Below are 21,840 nucleotides of genomic sequence, written 5' to 3'. Positions count from 1 at the left end.
GGCCGGCTCCGCAGCACCGTTGGTCCATGAGGAGCCGGCCAGCGGCCGGCACTACCGATACCATCGCGCGCGATTACGCCGGCGCACCGGGCAACGGCACCACCGCTCGCTTCGCGGTCAACGTACTGCCCACCGAGGCCACCACCGTGCAGCCGATCGCTGCCCACTGCAGCGTGGTCAGGTGCTCGGCGAGCAACCCCATCGCCAGCAGCGCGGCGACCGCCGGCTCCATGCTGATCAGGATGCCGAAGGTCTCCTTCGGCAATCGCTTGAGCGCCATCATCTCCAGCGACATCGGGATCGCGCTGGAGACGATCGCCACGCCCAGCCCGAACAGCAGGATCTTCGGATCCAGCAGCGCCATGCCCGCGTGCGCCACGCCGACCGGCACCACCACCAGCGCCGCCGCGCACAGCCCCAGCGAGACGGTGTGCCCGGCCGGCAGATGGCCGGCACGCTTGCCGAAGATGATGTACATCGCCCAGCACACCGCCGCGCCCAGGGCGAACATCACCCCGGCCGGATCCAGTGGCTCGCCATGGCCCAGCGGCAGCAGCAGCAACAGCCCGACCAGCGCGCAGCCGACCCAGACGAAATCGACCGGCCGCCGCGAGGACCACATCGCCACCGCCAGCGGCCCGCAGAATTCGATCGCCACGGCGATACCGAACGGGATCGTGCGCAGCGCCATGTAGAACAGCAGGTTCATCACCCCCAACGTGATGCCATAGCGGAAGATCGCCCCCGCATCCGCGCGCGAGGTGGTCCAGCGCCACGGCCGGAACACCATCAGCAGCACCAGCGCCGAGAAACCCACGCGCAGTGCGCTGGTGCCCTGCGCACCGATCAGCGGGAACAGCTGTTTGGCATACGAGGTGCCGACGGCCAGCGAGGTGACCGAGCCCAGCACGGCCAGGGCGGGAAAGAACGTAGAGAGGCGGGAGGTCGACATGCGCACAGGATATTGCGGATCGCCTGCCGACGCCGCCTTGCTGCTGGCCCTGACGGCGGCCTCGATGTGCCGCGCTCGGAAGGCGTGAACGTTGCCCGGGCGGAGCTACCTGCGTCAGCGCGTGGCCGACAGCGCAGCATCGAACAATGCCGTCGCTTCCGTGATCGCGGCCCCGTGTGTGGCCTGCTTGTCGGCCGCCACCTGGCAGAGTGCGCCGACGCGCGTCTGGCCCAAAGCGGTGCAGCTGGACAGGAAGTCGTAGTGTCCCACCGCCGGCAAGGTGGTCAGCGTCGCCTTCGGAAGTGCCGAGGCAGCCACGTCGCTGTTGGTGGCCGGCGAGGCCACGGTGTCGGCTGCACCGACGATGATCGAGACCGGCGGCCTGACCTTCTCCAGTTCCTCCGGGGCGAAGGCCTGCACCATGGCCGGCGCAATCAGGAACACGGCGTCCACGCCTGGGATGGCGCGATCCTCACCGGCCTTGGCCACCCATGGGGCCAGTTCCGGTGTGTCTGCAGCCGCCATCCGGCGGGCAAGCGTCAGCGCCGGGTTCTCCGCCTGCGGGGCGCATACCCCATCGGCGGGATATGCGCGGCAGAATGCCAGCAGCCGCTTCACGTCCGGGCGTGCGCCCGCGGCGACCAGGGCAGTGAACCCGCCGGCCGAATAGCCCGCGATGCCCAACCGGGTGGCATCGATCTCCGCGGCCAGCGCCGGGTCGGCCTGCACCGCGGCCAGCGCGGCAGCCAGGTCATCCACGCGGTTCCACATCAGGATGCTGCCGGCCTCGGTCATCGGGTCCACCCCGTTGTTGCCGGGATGATCCACGGCGATCACCACGTATCCGGCCCGCGCCATCGCGGTGCCGAACCAGCCCATCATCCGGGCACTGCCACCGTTGCCGTGCGAGAGCAGCAGGACCGGCCAGCGTCCTTTGGCGATGGCGGCATCGGCGGCCGCCGTACCGACCTCGAACAAGGGCGCCCCCGGCGGGCCGATCGTCAGCGCGGTTTCCTGCGCATCGGGCTGGGCCGGATACCACACGGTGTAGCGCACGTTGTCGCGGTGGTCGGCATCGCGCACGGCCGCACTGGGCGTATGTGCAACGCCGTGCCGCTCGCCAACGGGCGGCACGGCCCCAGCGGCAAACAGGGGCAGGCACAGCGCCAGCAGCGCGGCACAACAACGGGCGGTCATTCGCATGGGTCAATCTCCTTGAGGTGCAACGTGTCGGCCAGCGGCAGCCAGATCTCCACCCCGCCGTGGCCGCTGCGGTCATCGAAGCGCGCGTCGTAGCGCTCCAGGTCCGGTGCGTCGGCCAGGGTCAGGCCGGACGCCGGCAGATAGTCATTCAACAGCCAGAACCAGGTGGAGCGGATCGCGGAAATGTGCCCGGCATGCCAGGCCACCAGATACTCGCGAGGCGCAATCGAGATCGCCTGCCAGCCAGCGGGCACGGGCGCAGAGGCAGGGATCTCCACGCCGGCGATGTAGTCAAAGCCGCCGTCAGCGTCATTGTTGCCGCACACGCCGTAGGCGATCTGCGCGCCCAACCCATGCGCCTCGTCCAGGCGCTGCCATTGCGAAGGAATCGATGCGACGGTCGCGGCGGTATGGCGTGCACCGATGCCGGCCACGCGCAGGGCACCGCGGTGCGCGCGATGGGGTTCGATCGTGCAGGGTGTCGAGGGATCGATCAGCTTCAATGCCTCGACCAACACCATGCCGGCCAGCCCCTGCTCGCGCACCTGCTCGGGCGAACGTCCGAACTGCTCGGAAAATGCGCGGGTAAAGGCCGCGTGTGAGGCGTAGCCGGCAGCAATGGCCACCTCGAGAATGCCATCGGCCCCGGCCGCCAGCTGGTGCGCGGCGTGGGTCAGCCGGCGGCCTCGCAGATAGCGCACCACCGAGGTCCCGGTGCTGAGCTGGAACAGCCGCGAGAGATGGAACGGCGACAGCCCCACCACGCCGGCGATATCGGCCAGCGACGGGTTTTCAGCGAAGTGGCTTTCGATGTACCACAGGGCCCTGCGTGCCGCACCCATACCGCCAGATCCATGCCGATGAACGGGACCGCAGCGTAACCCAGCGCGCGCCGCGCCATTTGATCGTTCTTGCTGTCCGCTGCAACGCGCCGCGCCTGTTGTCTCAGCCCCTCACCGCCGCTTCGATGGCCGCCACGTCGATCCTGCGCATGGTCATCATCGCCTCGAACGCGCGCCGGGCCACGGCGGGGTCCTTGCTGGTCACCGCGTCGGTCAATACCCGCGGGGTGATCTGCCAGGACAGGCCCCACTTGTCGCGGCACCAGCCGCAGGCGCTTTCCTCGCCGCCGTTGCCGACGATCGCGTTCCAGAGCCGGTCGGTCTCGGCCTGGTCATCGGTCGCGATCTGGAAGGAGAAGGCTTCGCTGTGCTTGAACGCCGGTCCGCCGTTGAGCCCGAGGCAGGGAATGCCGGCGACGGTGAAATCGACGGTGAGTACGTCCCCCTGCTTGCCGGAGGGGAAGTCGCCCGGTGCGTGATGCACCGCGTGCACCGCGCTGTCCGGGAAGGTGGCGGCGTAGAAGGTGGCGGCGTCCAGCGCGGTACCGTCGAACCAGAGGCAGATCGTATTCTTGCTGACCATGGGCATCTCCTGCAGCGGAGGAAGGCGGCCTGGCCTGCGCGGGGCCGCCGAATCGCGCGGAGGCTCAGGCTGTCCACCCAGCGCAGGCTCAGGGTAGCGACGGGGCTGTTAACCCAGCGCGCGGGTAGCTGCGGCGACGCACGAGGCGCGCCTGCGCCCGCGGGGACTCGGCAGCGGGAAGTATGAATACGAGAGCGCCTGGAGTCGCCGGCCTTGCGCATCGGTGCCGATGTCCGATGCGGTTGATGATGCGAATCATTGCTATTACCATAGTGTGATCCGGGTCGCGCAAGGGATGCGTACCCGTGAACAGTTATCGAGCCCGCGCCGGGTCACCGCCCCCGCCAGCCGCTTCCTGCCCCCACCCGCTCCGCCGCAGGCCACCCAGGACGCCGGCCTTGCCCGTTGCCGCCTTTCTGGAAACGCCGATGACCCGCTCCGCCCACGTGCTGTCCCGCCCGTCGATGCACCGTCGCCCGCTGCCGCAGGCCTTGATGGTGGCGCTGTGCGCCCTCGCCGTTGCGCCTGCGTTCGCGCAGGATGCGACTCCTGACGCCACCACCCTGGACAAGATCGTGGTCAAGGGCGAGCGCGCCGAAGGCTATTCGGTCCGCCGGACCTCGGCCGGCACCCGCTTCGATCTGGCCCCGCGCGAGATCCCGCAGTCGGTCAGCATCATCAGCCACCAGCGCATCGAAGATCAGAACCTTGATGACATCATCGACGTGCTGGCCAACACCACCGGTGTGAGCAGCACCCAGTCCGATACCGAGCGCACCGAGTTCTATGCGCGCGGTTTCTACATCGACAGCTACCAGTTCGACGGCCTGCCGACCCAGATGGTGCAGAACTGGAGCTACGGCGATTCCGGCCTGGACCTGGCCCTGTATGACCGCGTGGAAGTGGTCCGTGGCGCCACCGGCCTGCTGAGCGGCGCCGGCAACCCGTCTGCCTCGGTGAACCTGATCCGCAAGCACGCCGACAGCGCCGAACTGACCGGCAACGTGTCGGTCAATGTCGGCAGCTGGGGCCGCACCCGCAGCACGGTGGATGTAACCACCCCGCTGAACGCCAGCGGCTCGGTGCGCGCGCGCGTGATCGGCAGCTACCTGGATACCGAATCGCAGATGGACCGCTACGACCAGCACAAGACGCTGGGCTATGCGGTGATCGATGCCGACCTGACCCCGGACACCCAGCTGAGCGTGGGCTACGACTACCAGCAGAAGCGCGCGAACGGCGCGACCTGGGGTGGCTTCCCGATGCTGTTCTCCGATGGCAGCCCGACCCCGTTCGATGCGTCCTTCAGCGCCAACCCGCGCTGGACCTACTGGGATACCACCAGCAAGCGCCTGTTCGCCACGCTGGAGCATGCGTTCGCGAACGACTGGAAGGTCAAGCTCGGCGCAACGCACGACACGACCAAGGCCGATGACAAGTTGTTCTACCCGGCCTACAACGACTGGACCAGCGGTGCATCGCTGCTGGACAAGACCACCGGTGCCGGCGTTACGCCCTCGGCAGGGTTCTACAACACCGAGCGCAAGGTCAATGCGGTGGACGGCTTCGTGGAAGGTCCGTTCCAGCTGTTCGGTCGCGAGCACCAGTTCATGGCCGGCCTGAGCTACAACAAGCGCGAGTTCGCCAACTACGGCGACTACCAGATGGGCTGGGCGCCGCTGGACAACTATCTGTCCGGTGTGGCGGATTTCCCCGAACCGAACTGGGTCGGCACCCTGCCGCTGCAGAGCGAAGGCACCATCACCCAGAAAGCCGGCTACGTCGCCACCCGCCTGTCGCTGGCCGATGCGCTCAAGCTCATCCTGGGCGCGCGCTACACCGACTGGAAGAGCGAAGGTGAAGGCGATGACCGTTCGCACAAGGTCACCACTCCGTACGCCGGCCTGGTGTTCGACATCAACGACACCTACTCCACCTACGCCAGCTATACCGAGATCTTCCAGCCGCAGACGGCGCGCGACCGCAGCGGCAGCTACCTCGATCCGGTGGACGGCAAGAGCTACGAAATCGGCGTCAAGGGGGCCTGGTTCGACAATCGCCTGAACGCCTCCGTCGCTGCGTTCCGCATCGAGCAGGACAACGTCGCACAGGTCACCAGCGAGCTGATCCCCAGCCGCCCGGGTGAGTTCGCCTACATCGCCGCACGCGGCACGGTGAGCCGTGGGTTCGAGTTCGAGCTCAACGGCGAACTCGCGCCGGGCTGGAACGCGACCCTCGGTGCCTCGCGCTACGTGGCCAAGGACATCAACGATGCGGACATCAACACCAACCTGCCGCAGACCACCATCAAGCTGTTCACCAGCTACACCCCGCAGTCGCTGAGCGCGCTGACGGTCGGTGGCGGGGCCAACTGGCAGAACGGCATCTACTATCCGGTGCCGGCCTATGGCCGTATCGAGCAGGGTGGCTATGCGCTGGTCAGCGCGTTCGTGCGCTACCGCATCTCGCCGGCGTTCAGCGTGCAGGCCAACCTCAACAACCTGCTGGACAAGACGTACTTCTCGCAGATCAACGGGTACGGCGCGTACGGTGATGGCCGCAATGGTGGCCTGACGTTCACCTGGTCGTTCTGATCGGTCATTGATCGCAGCGCGTCACCAAGGAGAGCCGGGCATTGCCCGGCTCTCTGCGTTTTGCACGATGCGCAACGGCCGCGCGGCGCCGCACGGCCAGACCTCGGTAGTGCCGGCCAGCGGCCGGCACTACCTCAACGCCGCGCGCGCTGCGCCAGATCATCACGGCCTGGCACGCAGCAGCGCCAGTCCAAACCCGATGAAGATCGTGCCGACCACACGGTCGAACACCTTGCGCAGCCCCGGCTTGGCCAGATGACCGGCCAGCCCGCGGCCACCGGCGGCATACACCGTGTACCAGAACATCTCCATCACCGCGAAGGTGCCCACCAGGATCACGAACTGCGGCAGCTGCGGCTGGGTGAGATCAACGAACTGCGGCAGGAACGCCGAGGCGAAGAGCAGCAACTTGGGGTTGCTGATGCCGATGATGAATCCATCGCGGAACAGCACGGTGCGTGAACTGGGCACCAGCGCCGTGGTGCTGCCGACGTCGATCGGCGCATCACCGCCGCGCCAGGCCTTGATCCCCAGGTACACCAGGTACGCCACGCCCGCGTAGCGCAGCACGTCGAACACCACCGGCGAGGCCTTGAGCACCGCGCCCAGCCCGGCGGCGGAGATCGCCAGGGCCAGTACCAGCGCGGTCAGGCAGCCGGCCATGGCGGCGATACTGCGACGGAAACCCACGCGCACGCTGCGGGTCATCACGTGCAGCATGTTCGGGCCGGGCGTGCCGCACAGGACGAACACGGTGACGGCGAAGATCCACCAGGTATGCAGGTTCATGGCAATGCCGTTCAAGAGAGGTAGTGCCGGCCGCTGGCCGGCTCCCCATGATGCCTGACGCAGACAGCACCGGCATGCCAGGCACGCGCGGTGGCCGGTGTGCGCAACGCGTTTGTCCGTCCCTGCACGCAGCGGTGCCTGACCGGTACTGCTGCAAGCCGGCACCGGGGCGCCCTGATGGCGCCCCGGTGCATCACCTGCGCATCAGCCCGCGATCAGAACCGCAGGTCCGCGCGCACGTACCAGTAGCGCCCGCGCGGAATGTCGTAGGTGGACGCGTCATAGCCGTTGAGCGAGCACGACAGGCAGATCGGCGGATCCTTGTCGAACACGTTGTTCAGGCCGGCGCTGAGTTGCAGACCCTTCATCCAGTCGACCTTGTAGCCCACCTGCATGTCGTGGAAGGTGGTGGCCGATAGTTCGTTGGTGCCTTCGGCCTGGTTGCTGCAGATCGGGAAGGCGGCCACATCGCCGCACTCCTCGGTGAGTTTGGAGATGTGGCGCACCGTCCAGGAGGCGTTCCAGTTGGACAGGTTCCAGCTCAACGTGGCATTGCTGGTCCACTCCGGGATCGAGCTGTCGGCCACTTCCACACCCGGCTCCTGCGGCTGCTTCTGGCCGGCTGCCCCCAATGCCTCATAGCGGCCGACGAAGGTGTTCTGCCAACCGAGCTTGAACTGCCCGATCTCCGTCTGCGGCAGGGTCCAGAACAGATCCACGTCCCAGCCATCGGTCTTGATCGAGCCCAGGTTGGTCAGCCGGTTGTTGAAGCTGCTGACCGCACCGGTCGAGGCGCGGGTGATGCCACTGCAGTACAGCGGGTCCAGCGTGTCCACGCACAGGTCGAGCTGGGTCTGCGCGTTGATCGCCTGGATCGCGCCTTCGATGTGGTGGCGGTAGAACGTCACCTCGACATCGAAGCGCTCCGACCACGACGCATTGCTGCCAAACCACGGACTCCACACGAAGCCGGCACTGAAGCTGCGCGAACGCTCCGGATCCAGCTCGGCGTTGCCGCCGGTGGTGACCGATATCTGCGAGTTGGCCTGCTGGAAGCCGCCCGGCACGCCAAGCGCCGCACAGTTGGCCGCGCTGCCACGCGGCGGCGTGCCGCCCAGCCCGACCGAGCAGGGATCGAACAGCTGCAGGTCGGCACGCGCGGCCGAGCCGTACAGCTCGCCGATCGACGGCGCGCGGAAGCCTTCGGCATAGCTGGTGCGCAGCACGAAGTCGTTGGTCACCTGCCAGCGCAGGCCGTACTTCGGGGTGAATTCGCCGCCGAAGGTGGAGTAATCCGAGTAGCGCCCCGCCAGGCTCAGGTCGAGCTTTTCGCCGAGCGCGCTCTTGGCGAAGATCGGCACGCTCAACTCCAGGTAGGCCTCGTTGACATCGTAGGAACCGGAGGTCGGCAGTGACGGCACGCCGTTGTAGTGACCGATCACCGTCAGCGGATCCGGATCGTAGCGGCCCTCGTACTTGCGGTACTCATAGCCAGTGGCGAACGAGACCGGGCCGGCCGGCAGGGTGAACAGCTCACTGCTCAGGTTGGCGGTGAACAGGCTCAGCTCGTTCTGGCTGCGGTCACGGACCACCGGCTGGATCCAGCGCAGCATCTCCGGGGTGATCGAGCCGACCCCACCGAAGATGTTCAGCGGTACGCAGCCCGGCGTGGCCGCGCAGATGGCCGGCTCCCCCAGCGCCATGTTGACCTTGTAGATGTCGTAGCTGCCATAGTTGGTCTGCTCGGCCTTGTTCTTGCTGTACATGCCGTTGAGGTCCCAGAACCAGCTGCGATCCGCGGCCTGGAACTGGCCCACCAGCCCGGTGGCGAAGTACTGGGTGTTGACCTCCTGCTCGTATACGCGCGCGCCGCCTTCCACCGGGCGGCGGCCGATCAAGATCATATTGTCCGATGCAACCAGATCGAAGCCGAACGGGTTGTACGGGTTGAGCCCGGAAACCACGATATTGTCCGCCAGCGGATTGCCGGTGGCGCCATCGGGGCCGAAGAACAGCGGCTCGGGTGCGGCCTGGTTGGTGGATTCGCGGCGATTGCCCAGTGCCTTGATGTACCACTGGATGTCATCGGTGAGGTCGAAACGGAACTGCCCGAAGATACCCTTCCGCTCGGACGGAGTGAGCACCATGTTGTAGTCGGCGAAGTTGAAGCGGTCGGCGGAAGTGAAGCAGTGGTAATCATCGCTGCGGGTGCAGCCGGCACTGCCGTCGTAACGTGGGTTGCTCACCCCGGTATTGGGCACGATGTCCTGCAACAATCCGGAAGTGGGGTCGATGATTTTGAACCGCCCCTGCGGAATGCCGCCACTGCCGAAGGCCAGCCCGGTACCCGGAATCGGGAAGCGCGACTGTTCGCGGTCCCGTGCATACACCGGGTCCTGCTTGGTCCAGCTCGCGCCCAGGAACAGGCTGTAGCGGTCACCGCTGGTGCCCCAGGCCAGGTCCACGCCCTTCTGGGTGCCATCGCCCTTGGTGTATTCGCCGTAGTTCATCGTCACCTGCGCGCCGTCGAATTCGCGGCGGGTGATGATGTTGACCACACCGGCGATGGCGTCGGAGCCGTACAGCGACGACGCGCCGTCTTCGAGTACTTCGATGCGCTCGACGATGGCCAGCGGGATGGTGTTCAAGTCTGTCGCCGCGCCCACGCCGGAGGCGGAGGATTCGTTGACCCAGCGGATGCCGTCGACCAGCACCAGCACCCGCTTGGCACCCAGGTGACGCAGATCGACCTGGGCCGAGCCCGCACCCACACCGCTGCCATCTGGCGGGAAGCCGAAGTTGCCCGAGGAATTGAACTTCGCATTGAGCGCCGAACCGGAGCCGGTCAGCTGCTGCAGCACATCGCCGATCGAGGTCAGGCCGGTACGTTCGATCTCGGTGCGGGTGAGGGTCTGGATCGGCACCTGCCCTTCCACCTCGGCCCGCTTGATGCGGCTGCCGGTCACTTCCACCCGGTCCAGATCGGTCGTGCTGCGGGGCGCGTCCTGCGCGCTGGCCAAGGCCGGCGCAGCCAGCAACAGGCACACGGATACGGCAACCGCCAGCGGGCGGTGATGCAGGTTGTTCATTCGCTCTCTCTCCAAAGGAATGTCGGGCTGGGCTGCCGCGCCCCCTGCATGGCGGCAGCGTCTCCTTTGTAAACAACCTGTAAATGTGAAGGAGTGACGTGCGCCTCGCTTTCACGGGAATTCGACAAAACCGACTGCGCAGGGTCCAGCTATGGAGGCAGCTCCCGTGCGACGCGTAGGAACGCAAATGTCGCTGTTTTCAAGGGTCGTTGAAGGCATCCAAGGCGGGCGTCGTGCCGCTGCTGCGCGAACGCCATCCGCTTGATGCCAGGATTCGGGTGGCGACCGGAACCTTGGCATTTGCGCCATCCAGCGCGTCGGAATCGGCTTCAGTGCGCAGCCGTTGAACGTCGCCCGCACGGGCATCCACGTGCTACACCGCCCATGATGCGGTGGGATCGCGATCGGCACGTGCTTCCCACGTCCGTGGTCACCCGTGGAGCGATGGAACGGTGATGCGAATGGCGCGCCTAAGCGGCAGCTGTTCATCCTCGAGTCGGCTTGCCCTCACTCCCTTTCACCCCGCGCCGTTATGCTTTCCGGCATGACTCGACTTCCCCTGTATTTCTTCAGCGCGACCTTCCTGCTGGCCTGCACCGGGGTCAGCCCGGTGGCCGATGCCCAGAACCTGGATGCCCAGCGCGCGCAGCTCAAGGCCGTGATCGACAATGCCGAGCGCGGCCAGTTCGATCCTGCCCAGGCGGCGGCACTGAGCAGGCACCCGCTGTATGGCTGGGTCGAATTCGCCAACCTGCGGCGCAACATCGATACCGTCAGCAACGTGCAGGCGCAGGATTTCCTGAAGCGCTACAACGGCCAGGCGGTGGCCACCAGCTTCCGCAACGTATGGCTGCCCGCGGTGGCGCGGCGCCAGGATTGGCCGACGCTGCTCGCCAACTGGACCGACACGACCAACGTCGGCCTGCGCTGCGCCCAGCTCAACGCACGCCAGGCTACCGGCAAGGCCGATGCGCAGTGGGTCAGCGAGGCGCAGGCGATCTGGCGCAGTACCGGCAAATCGCTGCCCGATGCCTGCGATCCGGTGTTCGCGGTGCTGGACGCCAAGGGCGGCATGAACGCCGAACTGCGCTGGGCGCGCATCGATGCCGCTGCCGATGAGCAGCAGCCGGCGGTGATGCGCAGCGCCGCGCGCGGCCTGCCCGCTGCCGACCTGGCATTGGCCAACACCTATGCCGCCTTCGTCGACAAGCCCAACGCCAGCGCGTTGAACTGGCCACGCAATGAGCGCAGCCGGCGCATCGCCACCGATGGCCTGGCCAAGCTGGCCAAGGCCGATCCCGGAGCCACCGAACAGCAGTTGCCGCAGTACGCCGACGCCCTGCAGCTGAGCGCCGCGCAGCGCGCGCAGGTGCTGTACCAGATCGCGTTGTGGACGGTCGCCTCGTACGGTCCCGACTCCGCCCGTCGCCTCAATGCGGTGCCCGAATCGGCGTACGACGAGCGCCTGCACGAATGGCGCACGCGCGAAGCGCTGTCGCGCGGCGACTGGCCAGCCGCACTGACCGCCATCCGCAAGATGGGCCCCACCCAGCGGGCCGACTCGCGCTGGCGTTATTTCGAAGCGCGCATGCTGGACAAGACCGGCAAACGCAGCGAAGCGCAGGCGGCCTTCCGTGAGGCGGCCCGTGCGGCCACCTTCCATGGCTTCCTGGCCGCCGACCAGCTCGGCCAGAACTACACGCTGTGCCCGTGGGAACCCAACGACAGCGCCCAGGCGCAGGCGGCGGTCGCGCGGGACCCGGCGATCGTGCGGGCGATGGAACTGTTCAAGATCGAACGTGCCGGCTGGGCCGTGGCCGAGTGGAACGATGCGCTGAGCCGCTATGACAACACGCAGCGTCGTCTCGCCGTGGAAGTGGCCCGCGACAACGGCTGGTTCGACCGTGCGGTGTTCTCGCTCGGCAAGACCCCGGACGAGCAGCGCCTGTACTCGCTGCGCTTCCCCCTGCACCACGACGACAGCATCCGCCGCGAGTCCGCACGCAATGCCATCGACCCGGCCTGGGTCGCCGCGGAGATCCGTGCCGAGAGCATCTTCAACCCGAAGGCCCGCTCGCCGGCCAACGCCATGGGCCTGATGCAGGTCCTGCCCACCACCGGCGCGGCCGTGGCCAAATCGATCGGCCTGACCAACTACGGCGGCGCCGCCAGCCTCTACGACCCCGACACCAACATTGCCATCGGCACGGCCTACCTGCGCCAGCTGATGAACAAGTACGAGGGCCTGCCCTACGTCACGATTGCCGCCTACAACGCCGGCCCGACCCCGACCGCCCGCTGGCAGTCGCAGCGCCCAGGGTTCGATCCGGACATCTGGATCGAGACGATCAGCTACAAGGAAACCCGTGAGTACGTCGCGCGCATCCTGGCCTTCAGCGTGATCTACGACTGGCGCTTGAACGGCGACGCGCTGCCGGTGACCGATCGCATGAACGGCCGCCTGCAGGTCAAGCGCAAGACCTTCGCCTGCGCGGCCAACGCAGACAAGGGCGGCGACTGACCGGCCCCGGTATGCCGGTTGGCGTCGCCTTGGCCCACTGCGGCATCATGGGCGCATGAAGATCTATCTTGTTGGCGGCGCCGTACGCGACCGCCTGTTGCAGCAGCCCCCCGGTGACCGCGATTGGGTAGTGGTGGGCGCCACCCAGACGGAGATGGAAGCGCAGGGCTACAAGGCCGTGGGCCGTGATTTCCCGGTGTTCCTGCATCCGGACACCGGCGAGGAATACGCACTGGCCCGCACCGAGCGCAAATCCGGGCGCGGCTACCGCGGTTTCGTGGTCGATGCCGACCCGTCGGTGACGCTGGAAGAAGACCTGCAGCGCCGCGACTTCACCATCAACGCGATCGCCTGCGATGAGGCCACCGGCACGTTGGTGGATCCGTATGGCGGCGTGCGGGATATCGAGCAACGCGTGCTGCGCCACGTCGGTCCGGCCTTCATCGAAGATCCGCTGCGCGTGCTGCGTGCGGCCCGCTTCATGGCGCGCTTTGCCCCAGCCGGCTTCACCGTGGCCGAGGAGACGATGGCCCTGATGCAGCAGATCGCCGCCAGCGGTGAGCTTGAGGCACTGGTGCCCGAGCGTGTCTGGCAGGAGCTGCGACGCGCCCTCGCCTCCGCGCGGCCATCCGCCTTCCTGCGCACGCTGCATGATGCCCATGCACTGGGCCCGATCCTGCCGGAGCTGGAAGCACTGTATGGCGTGCCGCAGCGCGCGGAGTTCCACCCCGAAGTGGATACCGGCGTGCACCAGGAAATGGTCAGCGACATGGCCGCGCAGCTGGCCCCGGGCGATGACCTGATCGGCTTCGCCGCGCTGACCCACGACCTCGGCAAGGGCCTGACCCCGCCAGAGGAATGGCCGCGCCACATCATGCATGAGCAGCGCGGGGTGGCCCCGCTGCGTGCCCTGGCCGAGCGCCTGAAAGTGCCGGTCGATCACCGCCAGTTGGCCGAAGCGGTCTGCCGCGATCATCTCAACGTGCACCGCATCGACGAATTGCGCGATGCCACCGTGCTGGAGCTGCTGGCCCGGTGCGACGGCTTCCGTCGCCCGGAGCGGATCGCGCAGATCGCGCTGTGCTGCGAGGCCGACAAGCGCGGCCGACTGGGCTTCGAGGACAGCGACTACCCGCAGGGCACCACGCTCACCCGCCTGCACCAGGCGGCGCTGGCGGTCCAGGCGCGCGACCTGGACCTCACCCACCTGAAGGGACCGGCGGTGGGTGAAGCGCTGGCCAAAGCGCGTACGCGGGCGATTGCGGCGGTGCGTTGACCTACGGGATCAGCCGGCTGCGGCGACACGCCACGGCGGTTGCAGAAACCGTTCGAGCACATCAAAGAGGGTTATCTTCTCAAGGCCATATGCAACGCGGGCGCTACCGGATGGGCACCTCGAACGGCCCGGCGGGCAAGCCGTTGCGGTCGTAGAGCGTAATGACCGGGCTGCCCGCCCATCCATACCGGACCCGGGTAGCCTGCCCTGCGCCGTCGGCCTCAAGCACCACGTCGTTGCCGTCTATATGCGCCTGCGCGTAGCGGCAGCTGGCCTGGGTATCCCCGCAGAGTTCAAAACCGACCGGCGACAGTCCTCCGTGAGCGACCAGTCCGCTCTCGATGTCGGCAAAGGCAACACGCACGCCGTTGCCATCGCGGCGTGCCTGCACCGGCACCGGCCCGGACGCTGGCGCAGGATCGGCGTAGGCCAGATGAAGCGCGGCACGCGCCAGGCGTTGCCCCACTGCCTGCTTGTTGGCCGGGTGCAGGTCGTCGTGCTCGCCGATATCCAGCGCCACCACCAGCGCCGCGTGCGGATCGGTCGCCACGACCCTGCGCTGCGCCTCCCGCAGTTGCGCCCAGTCGCTGGCCTCTGGTTGCAGCGGCGCCGGGCCGAAGCCGGACAGCTGCACTACCAGCAGCGGCAGCGCGCTGCCGAAGCTGGCGCGCAGGCTGGCACGATAGGCGGCCAATTTCGCGGCATAGGCCCCAGCCTCGAACGTATTGGATTCCCCCTGGTACCACAGCGCGCCCCGCAGGCCATACCCGGCCAGCGGCGACACCATGCCGTTGTGGAGGGTGCCCATGCCCCACGACGACAGCCACGGCGCGGTCGGTGGCATGCGCTGGGCTGCCGGTACTGTCTGGTAGTCCCACGGGCCGGCAAGCGGCAGGCGTGACCTGTCAGCCAACCGCAGTGCGCGCGGCTCCGCCGGCAGGCCTCCTTCGCGATACGTGTTGAGCACGTTGACCACCAGCGTGTTCGCACCGGCGTGCAGCGTGCCGGCCGGCAGCACATAGCGTCGCGCCAGCCCGGCACCGAAGCTGCTGCCCACGATGCGACCGTTGATCCAGGTGGTGTCCAGTTCGTCGATCCGCCCCAACTCCAGCACGCTGGGCTGCCCGGCCTGCGCGGCGTCGAGCTGCAGCGTGGTGCGGTACCAGCCCATGCCAAGGTGGTCGGCCAGTGCCGGCGCAACCCACGCCGTCGTGGGGGACGCCCTCTGCCAGGGACCGGTATCGTCAACGCGCCATGGCTGGCGCATATCGGCACTATCGCGCTGCCAGGCCTGTTCCCACTGCGCACCCCAGGCCACCAGTGCCGCCGCCGGGTCCTGCGCGTACTGGTCCAGCACGGCCAGGGCCGGCGCCTGCCCATCGACCCGGCGCAGCGCATCGGCGCGTGTCCAGGCCTCGATGCGCGACCCGTTCCACGACGCATTGACCAGCCCCATCGGCACATCCACGTCGCGTTGAAGCGCGCGCGCAAAGTAGTAACACGTGGCCGAAAACCCCCGCACGGTGTCGGGCGTGGCGGCCTGCCACTGCGGTGCATCGGCGAAGCGCTGCGTCGGCACCGCGCTGTCCTGGGCCGGAATCTGCAGCAGGCGGATGCGATCGTGGGTGGCCGCCGCCAGTTCGGCGCGGGCATCCAGCGTGCGCTCCACCGGCAGGGCCATGTTGGATTGGCCACTGCACAGCCACACGTCACCGATGAGCACGTCATCCACGCGCTGCTGCCGCCCCTGCGAGGCCACGTTCAACACATGCGGGCCGCCGGCCGGCAACGCGGGCAGGGTCGCCTGCCAGCGGCCGCTGCGATCGGCGCGCACGCGTTGCGCATGCCCGGCCAGCTGCAGGTCCACCCGTGCGCCCGGTGCCGCCGCGCCCCATACGGCAATCGGGCGGTCGCGCTGCACCACCATGTGGTCGGTGAACGGCGCGTCCAGCAGGGCTGGCGCTGCGTAGGTCGCCGCCACCGCAAAAAACGCAATCAGCAGCACGCCGACCGGCCCGGCAGGCCGCTGCAGGCTCACGGCTGGACCGCGAACAATCCGCCGGAACCGGGCCACTGCGCCAACGCCTGCTCGCCCAGTCGTGCACGCGCGGTGGTGATGAACAGCCGTCCGTCGGGCGCGAAGCACAGGCTGCCCACGTGCGGCGCCGGTACCGCGAGCGTGCGCAGGACGGCGCCGTTGGCGGCCAACTCCACCACCGAATGGCCGCCCCACATCGCCACCCACAGGTGGCCATCGCGCGCCATCGCCATGCCGTCGGGCTTGCCCGGCACGCCCAGGAAATCGGTGACCACCTTCGGCTCGCCCAACGTGCCTGCCACCACATCGGCCGGGTAGGCGAGCAGGGTGCGGGCCAAGGTGTCGATCACGAACAGGGTGGTTTCGTCAGCCGAGAACGCCATGCCGTTGGCCACGCCCAGGCCGTCGGCCACGCGCCGCGCCGGCGCATCCACGGCCGGCGCATGGAACAGTGCGCCGCGTCCAGTGAGCAGGCCTCGATGCATCGACCCGCCCCACAACCCGCCGCGGCTGTCGGTGACCAGATCATTGAGCCGGCACCCTGCGCCCACGTCCACTTCCGGGCCCGCCTGCAGCGGCCCGTCGGGTGCAAACGCGACAAAGTGCGTCTCGCCGTTGCCCACCAGCGTGCCGTCGGCCATGGCCAGCGACCAGACCGGCTCGGACAGCGGCACCCGTTCGCACTGGGTCCCGTCCCAACGCAATAGGCAGGGCGCAGTCGGATCGACCCATCGCAGGACACCGTCGGCACCGAACACGGGCGATTCGCCCACGGTGGTGCGCGCGTCGCACACCAGGGTAGCGCGCGCCGGTGCCGCCGCCTGCACGGCGTGCATCCAGCGGGAGGCACGCTCCCCCACCGCCTCGGCACTGCGGCCGGGCCGGTACAGGTCGGTGCCCACGCCGAAGGCGCTTACCCCGGCCTCGCGGAACTCAGCAACCTGCGCGGGAGCGACGCCGCCGACGGCGATCAAGGTAACCCCGCCCGGCAACACCGCCGACAACGCCTGCAGGCGCGGCTGCGCACCGTTGGCCGGGAACGCCTTCAGATGGCGCGCACCGGCGGCGATTGCGGCGAAGGCTTCGGAGGCCGTGGCAAACCCCGGCACCGGTACCATGCCGTGCGCGATCGACGCGGCGATCACCGCTGCATCGGTGTTGGGGGCCACGCAGAAGGCGCAGCCGGTGGCGGCCAACTGCTCGACCGCTGCGGTGCTGACCACCGTGCCCGCACCGATCAGCATGCGCCCCTGGAAATGTACCACCAGGGTGCGGATGGTGCGCAGCGGGTCCGGTGAGTTCAACGGCACTTCGGCCAGCCGCACGCCGGCGGCGTACAGCGCCTCGACCACCGCGATCGCCTCGTCACCGGGCAGGCCGCGCAGGATCGCGATGATGCCGGTACGCGCCAGCGCGGCGTCGAATGTTTCTGCGTGTTCGTCGTTCATGCCAACGCTCCGGCTGCCTGATGCAATGCAAGGAAGCCGCGGGTGGAGGCGTCCTGCGAGGCAATGGAGCGGCTGCCGCCGCCCAGTTCGACCAATGCGCGTGCATACAACGCGCAAACCGGGGCGGCCCCCACCAGCGGCACGGCGTGCAGGGCCTTTGGCCACTGCCGGCGCACATCGGACAGCTCGGCGCCGATCAGCAGCCCGCGCAGATAGGCCGCGCCATCACGCCGCGGCAGGTCGCCGCGGATCACCTTCGCCCGCGCACCAAACAGCAACGTACCCAAGCCCATGCCGCCGTCGTGCGCGGCATGCAGGCCATCGATGAAGGCCGCCCCGTCGTGCGCCGGCCCATCGACCACCGAGGCAAGCAGGCCGGCGGCGGTGAGGCGATCGAATATTTCACCGGACATCGCGGTCATGAAGGCCACCACCGTGCCGCCCTCCAGCTGCACCCATTTGCTGTGCGTGCCCGGCAGCGCGACCACGCCGGTGTCGGGCACCGCACCGGCGGCGACCAGGCCGAGCAATTCGGTTTCCTCGCCGCGCATGATGTCCGGCGCGCCGTCCGGCCGCCGACAGGCCAGGCCGGGCACGATCGCCACGGCATGCGCCCCTATCTGGACCGGGTGCAGTTGGCCGGCCAACGCGTCCAGCGTGGCCGGACATTCCACATAGCCCGCATCGCTCCAGCCGATGTTGGAGCCCACCATGCCGCTGGCGTAGATGCGCGTGGCCTGCGGCCACTGCGCCACCACATCCTCCAGCAGCGCCTGCATCTGTGCCCGCTCCAGCCCCGCAATGCCGCGCGGCTGTTCGATCGCGCCGGTCACCTGGCCGTCGTGGCCGATGCGGAACGCGCGGAAATTGGTGCTGCCCCAGTTGATGCCGATGATGTACGGCGTGGCTGCCTCACTCATTGCCGGGTCACTCCTGCGCCACCGTCCAGGGGAAACACCGCGCCGGTGATCCAGCTGCTGCGCGGTGACGCAAGGAACAGCGCCAGCTCGGCCGCATCGGCCGGCGTGCCCAGGCGCCCCAGCGGATGTCGCTGCACGTTGGCGTGGCGGGCGCCAGCCGGGTCGGCGGCGCGTGCGAACGAGGCCTGCAACATCGGCGTATCCACCGACGCCGGGGCGATGGTATTGACCCGGATGCCATCGGCCGCAAACTCCAGCGCGGCGGTGCGCGCCAGTTCCTCCAGTGCGGCCTTGGAGGCCGCGTAGGCCGCCAATCCGGGCGTGGCGAAGCGGGCGTTGATCGACGACACCAGCACGATGCTGCCATCGCGACCGCGCATGTCCGGCACCACCTGCCGGATCACCCGCAGCGCGCCCAGCACGTTGACCGAGTACACATCCAGCCACACCGCATCGTCGTGTGCCAGGGTGCCACCGGCCGGGCAGATGCCGGCGCAATGCACCAGGGCATCAAACGGACCCACCGCAGCACGCAGCTGCCCGATCGCGGCGGTGACCGCCTCGGCCGACCGCAGGTCGGCGATCGCGCTGGCCTGCCCGCCGTCGCTGGCCACCTGGTCCAGCGTGGCCACCGTGGCGCCGTCTGCACGCAACCGCGCCACCACCGCCGCGCCGATGCCACTGGCCGCGCCGGTCACCAGCGCCACGCGCCCGTGCATTGCCGTATCGCTCATGCCCTGCCCTTTCCTTCCAGAAGATCCATGCTCAGAACCGGTAGGTCAGGCTGGCCTTGTAGGACCGGCCGAATACCACGTTGGTGCGCAGCCCTTCGGCATAGCCATCGAAGGTGCGCTGCTCGCTGTCCAACAGGTTGTTGCCTTCCACCTTCAGGGACAGGCGGTCGCTGAAATCGTAGCTCATCGATGCCGACAGATCCTTGTAGGTGTCGTTGTAGATGCCGGTGGACGCGGCCGACAGGCCGACCAGGTATTCGTCACGCCAGTTGTAGGCCACGCGGATGCCGAACGGACCGTTCTCGTAGTAGCCGATCAGGTTGGCGTTGTTCTTGGACAGGCCCGGGAAGGTCAACGCGCTGCCGTTGATGTCGGTGATCGGGGTTTCCGAATCGATCCACGTGTAAGTGGCGACCACCCCGAAGCCGTCGAACATGCCGCTGAAGGGCACCTGCGCCAACAGCTCCACGCCCTTTACCTTGGCCTTGTCGCCGTTGATCTTGCGCAGCACCAGGTAGTTGACGTTGTTGTAGGTCTCCGCGCTCTGGCGCTGCACGATGAAGGTGGAGACATCCTTGTAGAACAGGCCGGCCGACAGCAGCCCCTGGCCGCCGTAGTACCACTCCAGCGACAGGTCGTACTGGGTGGCCTTGAACGGATCCAGGTCCGGGGCGCCGCCGCTGCCGGTGCCCGGCGAGGTCTGCACGCCGTTGCTGTCGAACACCGCGTTGTTGTTGAGGGTGACGCCGTTGTTGAGGTCTTCGGTGTTGGGGAAGGCCACCACCTTGGCCGCGCCGCCGCGCAGTATCAGGCTGTCGGTGATCTGCAGCTTGGCCACCGCCGAGGGCAGCACCTCGCGATCGTCGCGCTCGAACCGCGAGGGGCTCAATGCGCCGCTGCCGCTGATCAGGTTGCCGCGCGAGGTCAGGTCGCGGCCGACGAAGCGCACGCCCAGGTTGCCGCCCAGCGGCATGCCGGCCACGTCGGTGTCCCAGTTGAGCTTGGTGTAGGCCTCCAGGAAATCCTCGTCGACGCTGAAGGTGGCCGCGTAGGCCAGCGCGTTGTTGCGCGGGTCCAGGCACTGCGCGTTCTGTGAGATCTGCGGCAGCGTGGTGAAGCTTTCACAGCCCCCGAAGGTGCTGCGGAACGGCCCGAGGTAGGCACGCGGCAAACCACTGAACTCGCCCGGCAGGAAGTCGTTGTTGCTGTACACGCGGATGTACGGCGCCATCTGCGTGACCGGCACCCCGCCAACCGGCCGGATATCGGCGCGGCGCGGATCCTGCAGGCTTTCCAGGCGGCTGAAGCGTGCACCGAAGTCCAGCGAGCGCAACGGGCCATCGCCGAAGGCCAGGCTCCAGTCGGTGCGCAGCGCGCGCGAGTCGGTCTGTGCGCGCCAGTCATTGTCGAACATGATGGTCATGCGCCACTGCGACGGATCGGTCAGGTCGATGCCGCTGACGTTGAAGCTGCCGAAGCTGCCACTGCGCAGGTCGAAGTCGGTGACCGAACTGCGCCCGGCCATCGGCGCCAGGCGCATATAGCGCTGGTTGTAGTTGGCGGTGGAGCGGCCCCAGTCCAGCTCGGCCGAACCATCCAGGCGATCGCCGACCCGGAAGCTGGCGCGCAGCGCGGTGGACAGCGTGTCCGAATCGATATCAGCCGATTCGGCATTGAGCAGCACCGTGCCGGTGGAGCGCCCCGCCAGCAGGATGTCGTGGTCGGAGTAGACCGCGTTGCTCAACCCCGCCGAGGGATTGAAGGCGATCCAGTAGCGGTCACGCTCGGCCTTCTGGCGCGAATAGAACGTATCCCAGGTGAGCTCCACCCCGTCGGTCGGCCGCCATTGCAGCACCGCGCTGACGCCGACCTTGGTGCGGTCATCGTCGATGTTCTGCGCACGCATGTCGGTGCTGCCGAAGCGGGTGCGGGTAGGGTCGGCGGGGTCGGTATAGCGGGCATACCCGGAGAAGGTGTCCAGGCCCTGCTGCACCACGTTGCGGCGACCGTAGGTGGCCGACAGCAGCGCACCGAAGCGACGGTCGTCGCTGCGCCGTGAGATCAGCCCGAATGCGTTGTGCCCCCACGCGTCGGACATTTCATCGTAGGTGCCGGCCAGGCTCACTACGTTCTGGTCGCTGTCGCCGGACAACGGCTGGCGGGTGTGGATGTCCACGATGCCGCCCAGCCCACCGGAGAGCTGGTCGGCGCCAGCCAGCTTGGTCACCTCCAGACGCGAGATCAGCTCGGAAGGCACCAGCGAGAGCAGGCCGTAGGTGGAGGTGGCCAACTGGTCCAGGCCGTTGCCGCCGCGCCCGGTGGCGTCGACGATCTGGCGGCCGTTGTAGAGCAGCACGTTTTCTTTCAGGCCGCGCACCAGGATGTCGCTGCCCTCGCCCATGCCGCGCTCGAGCTGCACGCCGGCCACGCGCCCGAGTGACTCGGCCACGTTGGTGTCGGGCAGTTTGCCGATGTCGTCGGCCACGATCGCGTCGACGATCTGCGCCGAGTCACGTTTGAGATCCCGCGAGGCTTCCAGGCTGCCGCGGATGCCCACGACGCTGACCGCGTCCAGGGTCTGCGCCTGCTGTTCGGCGGTGGGACTGGCCGGGGCGGCGTCCTGCGCCGTTGCCAGCACGGGCGCCAGCAGGCAGGTGCCCAGGGCGATGAACAAGGTGGAACGTCGAAAACGATGCATGGATCGGACCCTCTCCCAAGGTAGGGACCCAGACCGGACTGCCGGCTGGATCCAGCGCTTTTCCGTCGTTGCTGCTGCGCTGCGGCTTGGCAGCGTGTAGCTAATATAGCAATATGTTTTGGCCGCGCACGCTGCAATGCAGCGAAGAATGAC

The 21,840-nt window shown here is 68.0% G+C and carries 15 protein-coding genes; 3 read left to right on the top strand and 12 right to left on the bottom strand.

Translation table 11 applies throughout. From position 1 onward, the window contains the following. Positions 1-73: 73 nt before the first annotated feature. The 4 genes from ABE571_RS12915 to ABE571_RS12900 all read right to left on the bottom strand — a co-directional run bounded on the left by ABE571_RS12915 (position 74) and on the right by ABE571_RS12900 (position 3,580). Positions 74-952, bottom strand: coding sequence for an EamA family transporter (locus ABE571_RS12915; RefSeq protein WP_313212698.1), 879 nt, complete (start codon positions 950-952; stop codon positions 74-76). A 114-nt stretch (positions 953-1,066) separates the two neighbouring features. Further along, complete coding sequence (locus tag ABE571_RS12910) at positions 1,067-2,155, bottom strand: alpha/beta fold hydrolase (protein WP_313212697.1); 1,089 nt, start codon at positions 2,153-2,155, stop codon at positions 1,067-1,069. Next, on the bottom strand, positions 2,146-2,997 hold the full coding sequence (locus ABE571_RS12905; protein WP_313212696.1) for an AraC family transcriptional regulator: 852 nt from the start codon (positions 2,995-2,997) through the stop codon (positions 2,146-2,148). Before ABE571_RS12905 ends, ABE571_RS12910 begins: the two co-directional genes overlap by 10 nt. Before the next feature lie 103 nt (positions 2,998-3,100). Then, positions 3,101-3,580, bottom strand: a complete 480-nt coding sequence (locus ABE571_RS12900; RefSeq protein WP_070471854.1) for a VOC family protein — start codon at positions 3,578-3,580, stop codon at positions 3,101-3,103. 428 nt (positions 3,581-4,008) lie between these two features. Between ABE571_RS12900 and fhuE the strand changes: the two genes are divergently transcribed. Further along, positions 4,009-6,174 (top strand): ferric-rhodotorulic acid/ferric-coprogen receptor FhuE, encoded by a 2,166-nt coding sequence (gene fhuE, locus ABE571_RS12895; protein WP_346493804.1) that lies wholly within the window; start codon positions 4,009-4,011, stop codon positions 6,172-6,174. Between the two features lie 162 nt (positions 6,175-6,336). On the opposite strand, the gene ABE571_RS12890 is transcribed toward fhuE, so the two are convergent. The 3 genes from ABE571_RS12890 to ABE571_RS12880 all read right to left on the bottom strand — a co-directional run bounded on the left by ABE571_RS12890 (position 6,337) and on the right by ABE571_RS12880 (position 10,422). After that, a complete protein-coding gene (locus ABE571_RS12890; RefSeq protein ID WP_346493803.1) occupies positions 6,337-6,963 on the bottom strand; it encodes a LysE family translocator in 627 nt (208 codons plus the stop codon). Positions 6,964-7,178: 215 nt separating this feature from the next. Beyond that, positions 7,179-10,052, bottom strand: coding sequence for a TonB-dependent receptor (locus ABE571_RS12885; RefSeq protein WP_346493802.1), 2,874 nt, complete (start codon positions 10,050-10,052; stop codon positions 7,179-7,181). A 199-nt stretch (positions 10,053-10,251) separates the two neighbouring features. Further along, complete coding sequence (locus tag ABE571_RS12880) at positions 10,252-10,422, bottom strand: hypothetical protein (protein ID WP_167390394.1); 171 nt, start codon at positions 10,420-10,422, stop codon at positions 10,252-10,254. A 174-nt stretch (positions 10,423-10,596) separates the two neighbouring features. Here ABE571_RS12880 and ABE571_RS12875 point away from each other — a divergent pair, with 174 nt between their 5' ends. Both ABE571_RS12875 and ABE571_RS12870 read left to right on the top strand, forming a co-directional pair. Next, positions 10,597-12,573 (top strand): transglycosylase SLT domain-containing protein, encoded by a 1,977-nt coding sequence (locus tag ABE571_RS12875; protein WP_346493801.1) that lies wholly within the window; start codon positions 10,597-10,599, stop codon positions 12,571-12,573. Between the two features lie 55 nt (positions 12,574-12,628). Next, complete coding sequence (locus tag ABE571_RS12870; protein ID WP_346493800.1) at positions 12,629-13,849, top strand: multifunctional CCA addition/repair protein; 1,221 nt, start codon at positions 12,629-12,631, stop codon at positions 13,847-13,849. Between the two features lie 103 nt (positions 13,850-13,952). Here ABE571_RS12870 and ABE571_RS12865 read toward each other — a convergent pair whose 3' ends face one another. The 5 genes from ABE571_RS12865 to ABE571_RS12845 are packed head-to-tail and all read right to left on the bottom strand — an operon-like array spanning position 13,953 to position 21,687. Then, the gene (locus ABE571_RS12865) at positions 13,953-15,887 is read right to left on the bottom strand and encodes a sialate O-acetylesterase (RefSeq protein WP_346483276.1); all 1,935 of its coding nucleotides are present in this window, start codon (positions 15,885-15,887) and stop codon (positions 13,953-13,955) included. Beyond that, positions 15,884-17,335, bottom strand: a complete 1,452-nt coding sequence (locus ABE571_RS12860) for a 2-dehydro-3-deoxy-6-phosphogalactonate aldolase (protein ID WP_346483277.1) — start codon at positions 17,333-17,335, stop codon at positions 15,884-15,886. The genes ABE571_RS12865 and ABE571_RS12860 overlap by 4 nt, the downstream gene beginning before the upstream one ends. Then, positions 17,332-18,255, bottom strand: coding sequence for a 2-dehydro-3-deoxygalactonokinase (locus tag ABE571_RS12855; protein WP_313219588.1), 924 nt, complete (start codon positions 18,253-18,255; stop codon positions 17,332-17,334). Before ABE571_RS12855 ends, ABE571_RS12860 begins: the two co-directional genes overlap by 4 nt. After that, positions 18,252-18,989, bottom strand: coding sequence for an SDR family oxidoreductase (locus ABE571_RS12850; RefSeq protein WP_206663131.1), 738 nt, complete (start codon positions 18,987-18,989; stop codon positions 18,252-18,254). The genes ABE571_RS12855 and ABE571_RS12850 overlap by 4 nt, the downstream gene beginning before the upstream one ends. A gap of 31 nt (positions 18,990-19,020) precedes the next feature. Then, the gene (locus ABE571_RS12845) at positions 19,021-21,687 is read right to left on the bottom strand and encodes a TonB-dependent receptor (protein WP_346483279.1); all 2,667 of its coding nucleotides are present in this window, start codon (positions 21,685-21,687) and stop codon (positions 19,021-19,023) included. Positions 21,688-21,840 lie beyond the last annotated feature (153 nt).

The organism is Stenotrophomonas sp. TWI273 (assembly GCF_039674765.1).
Taxonomy (GTDB): Bacteria; Pseudomonadota; Gammaproteobacteria; order Xanthomonadales; family Xanthomonadaceae; genus Stenotrophomonas.
Note: the sequence above shows the minus strand (reverse complement) of the source record. Positions and strands in the feature narration are given on the sequence as shown.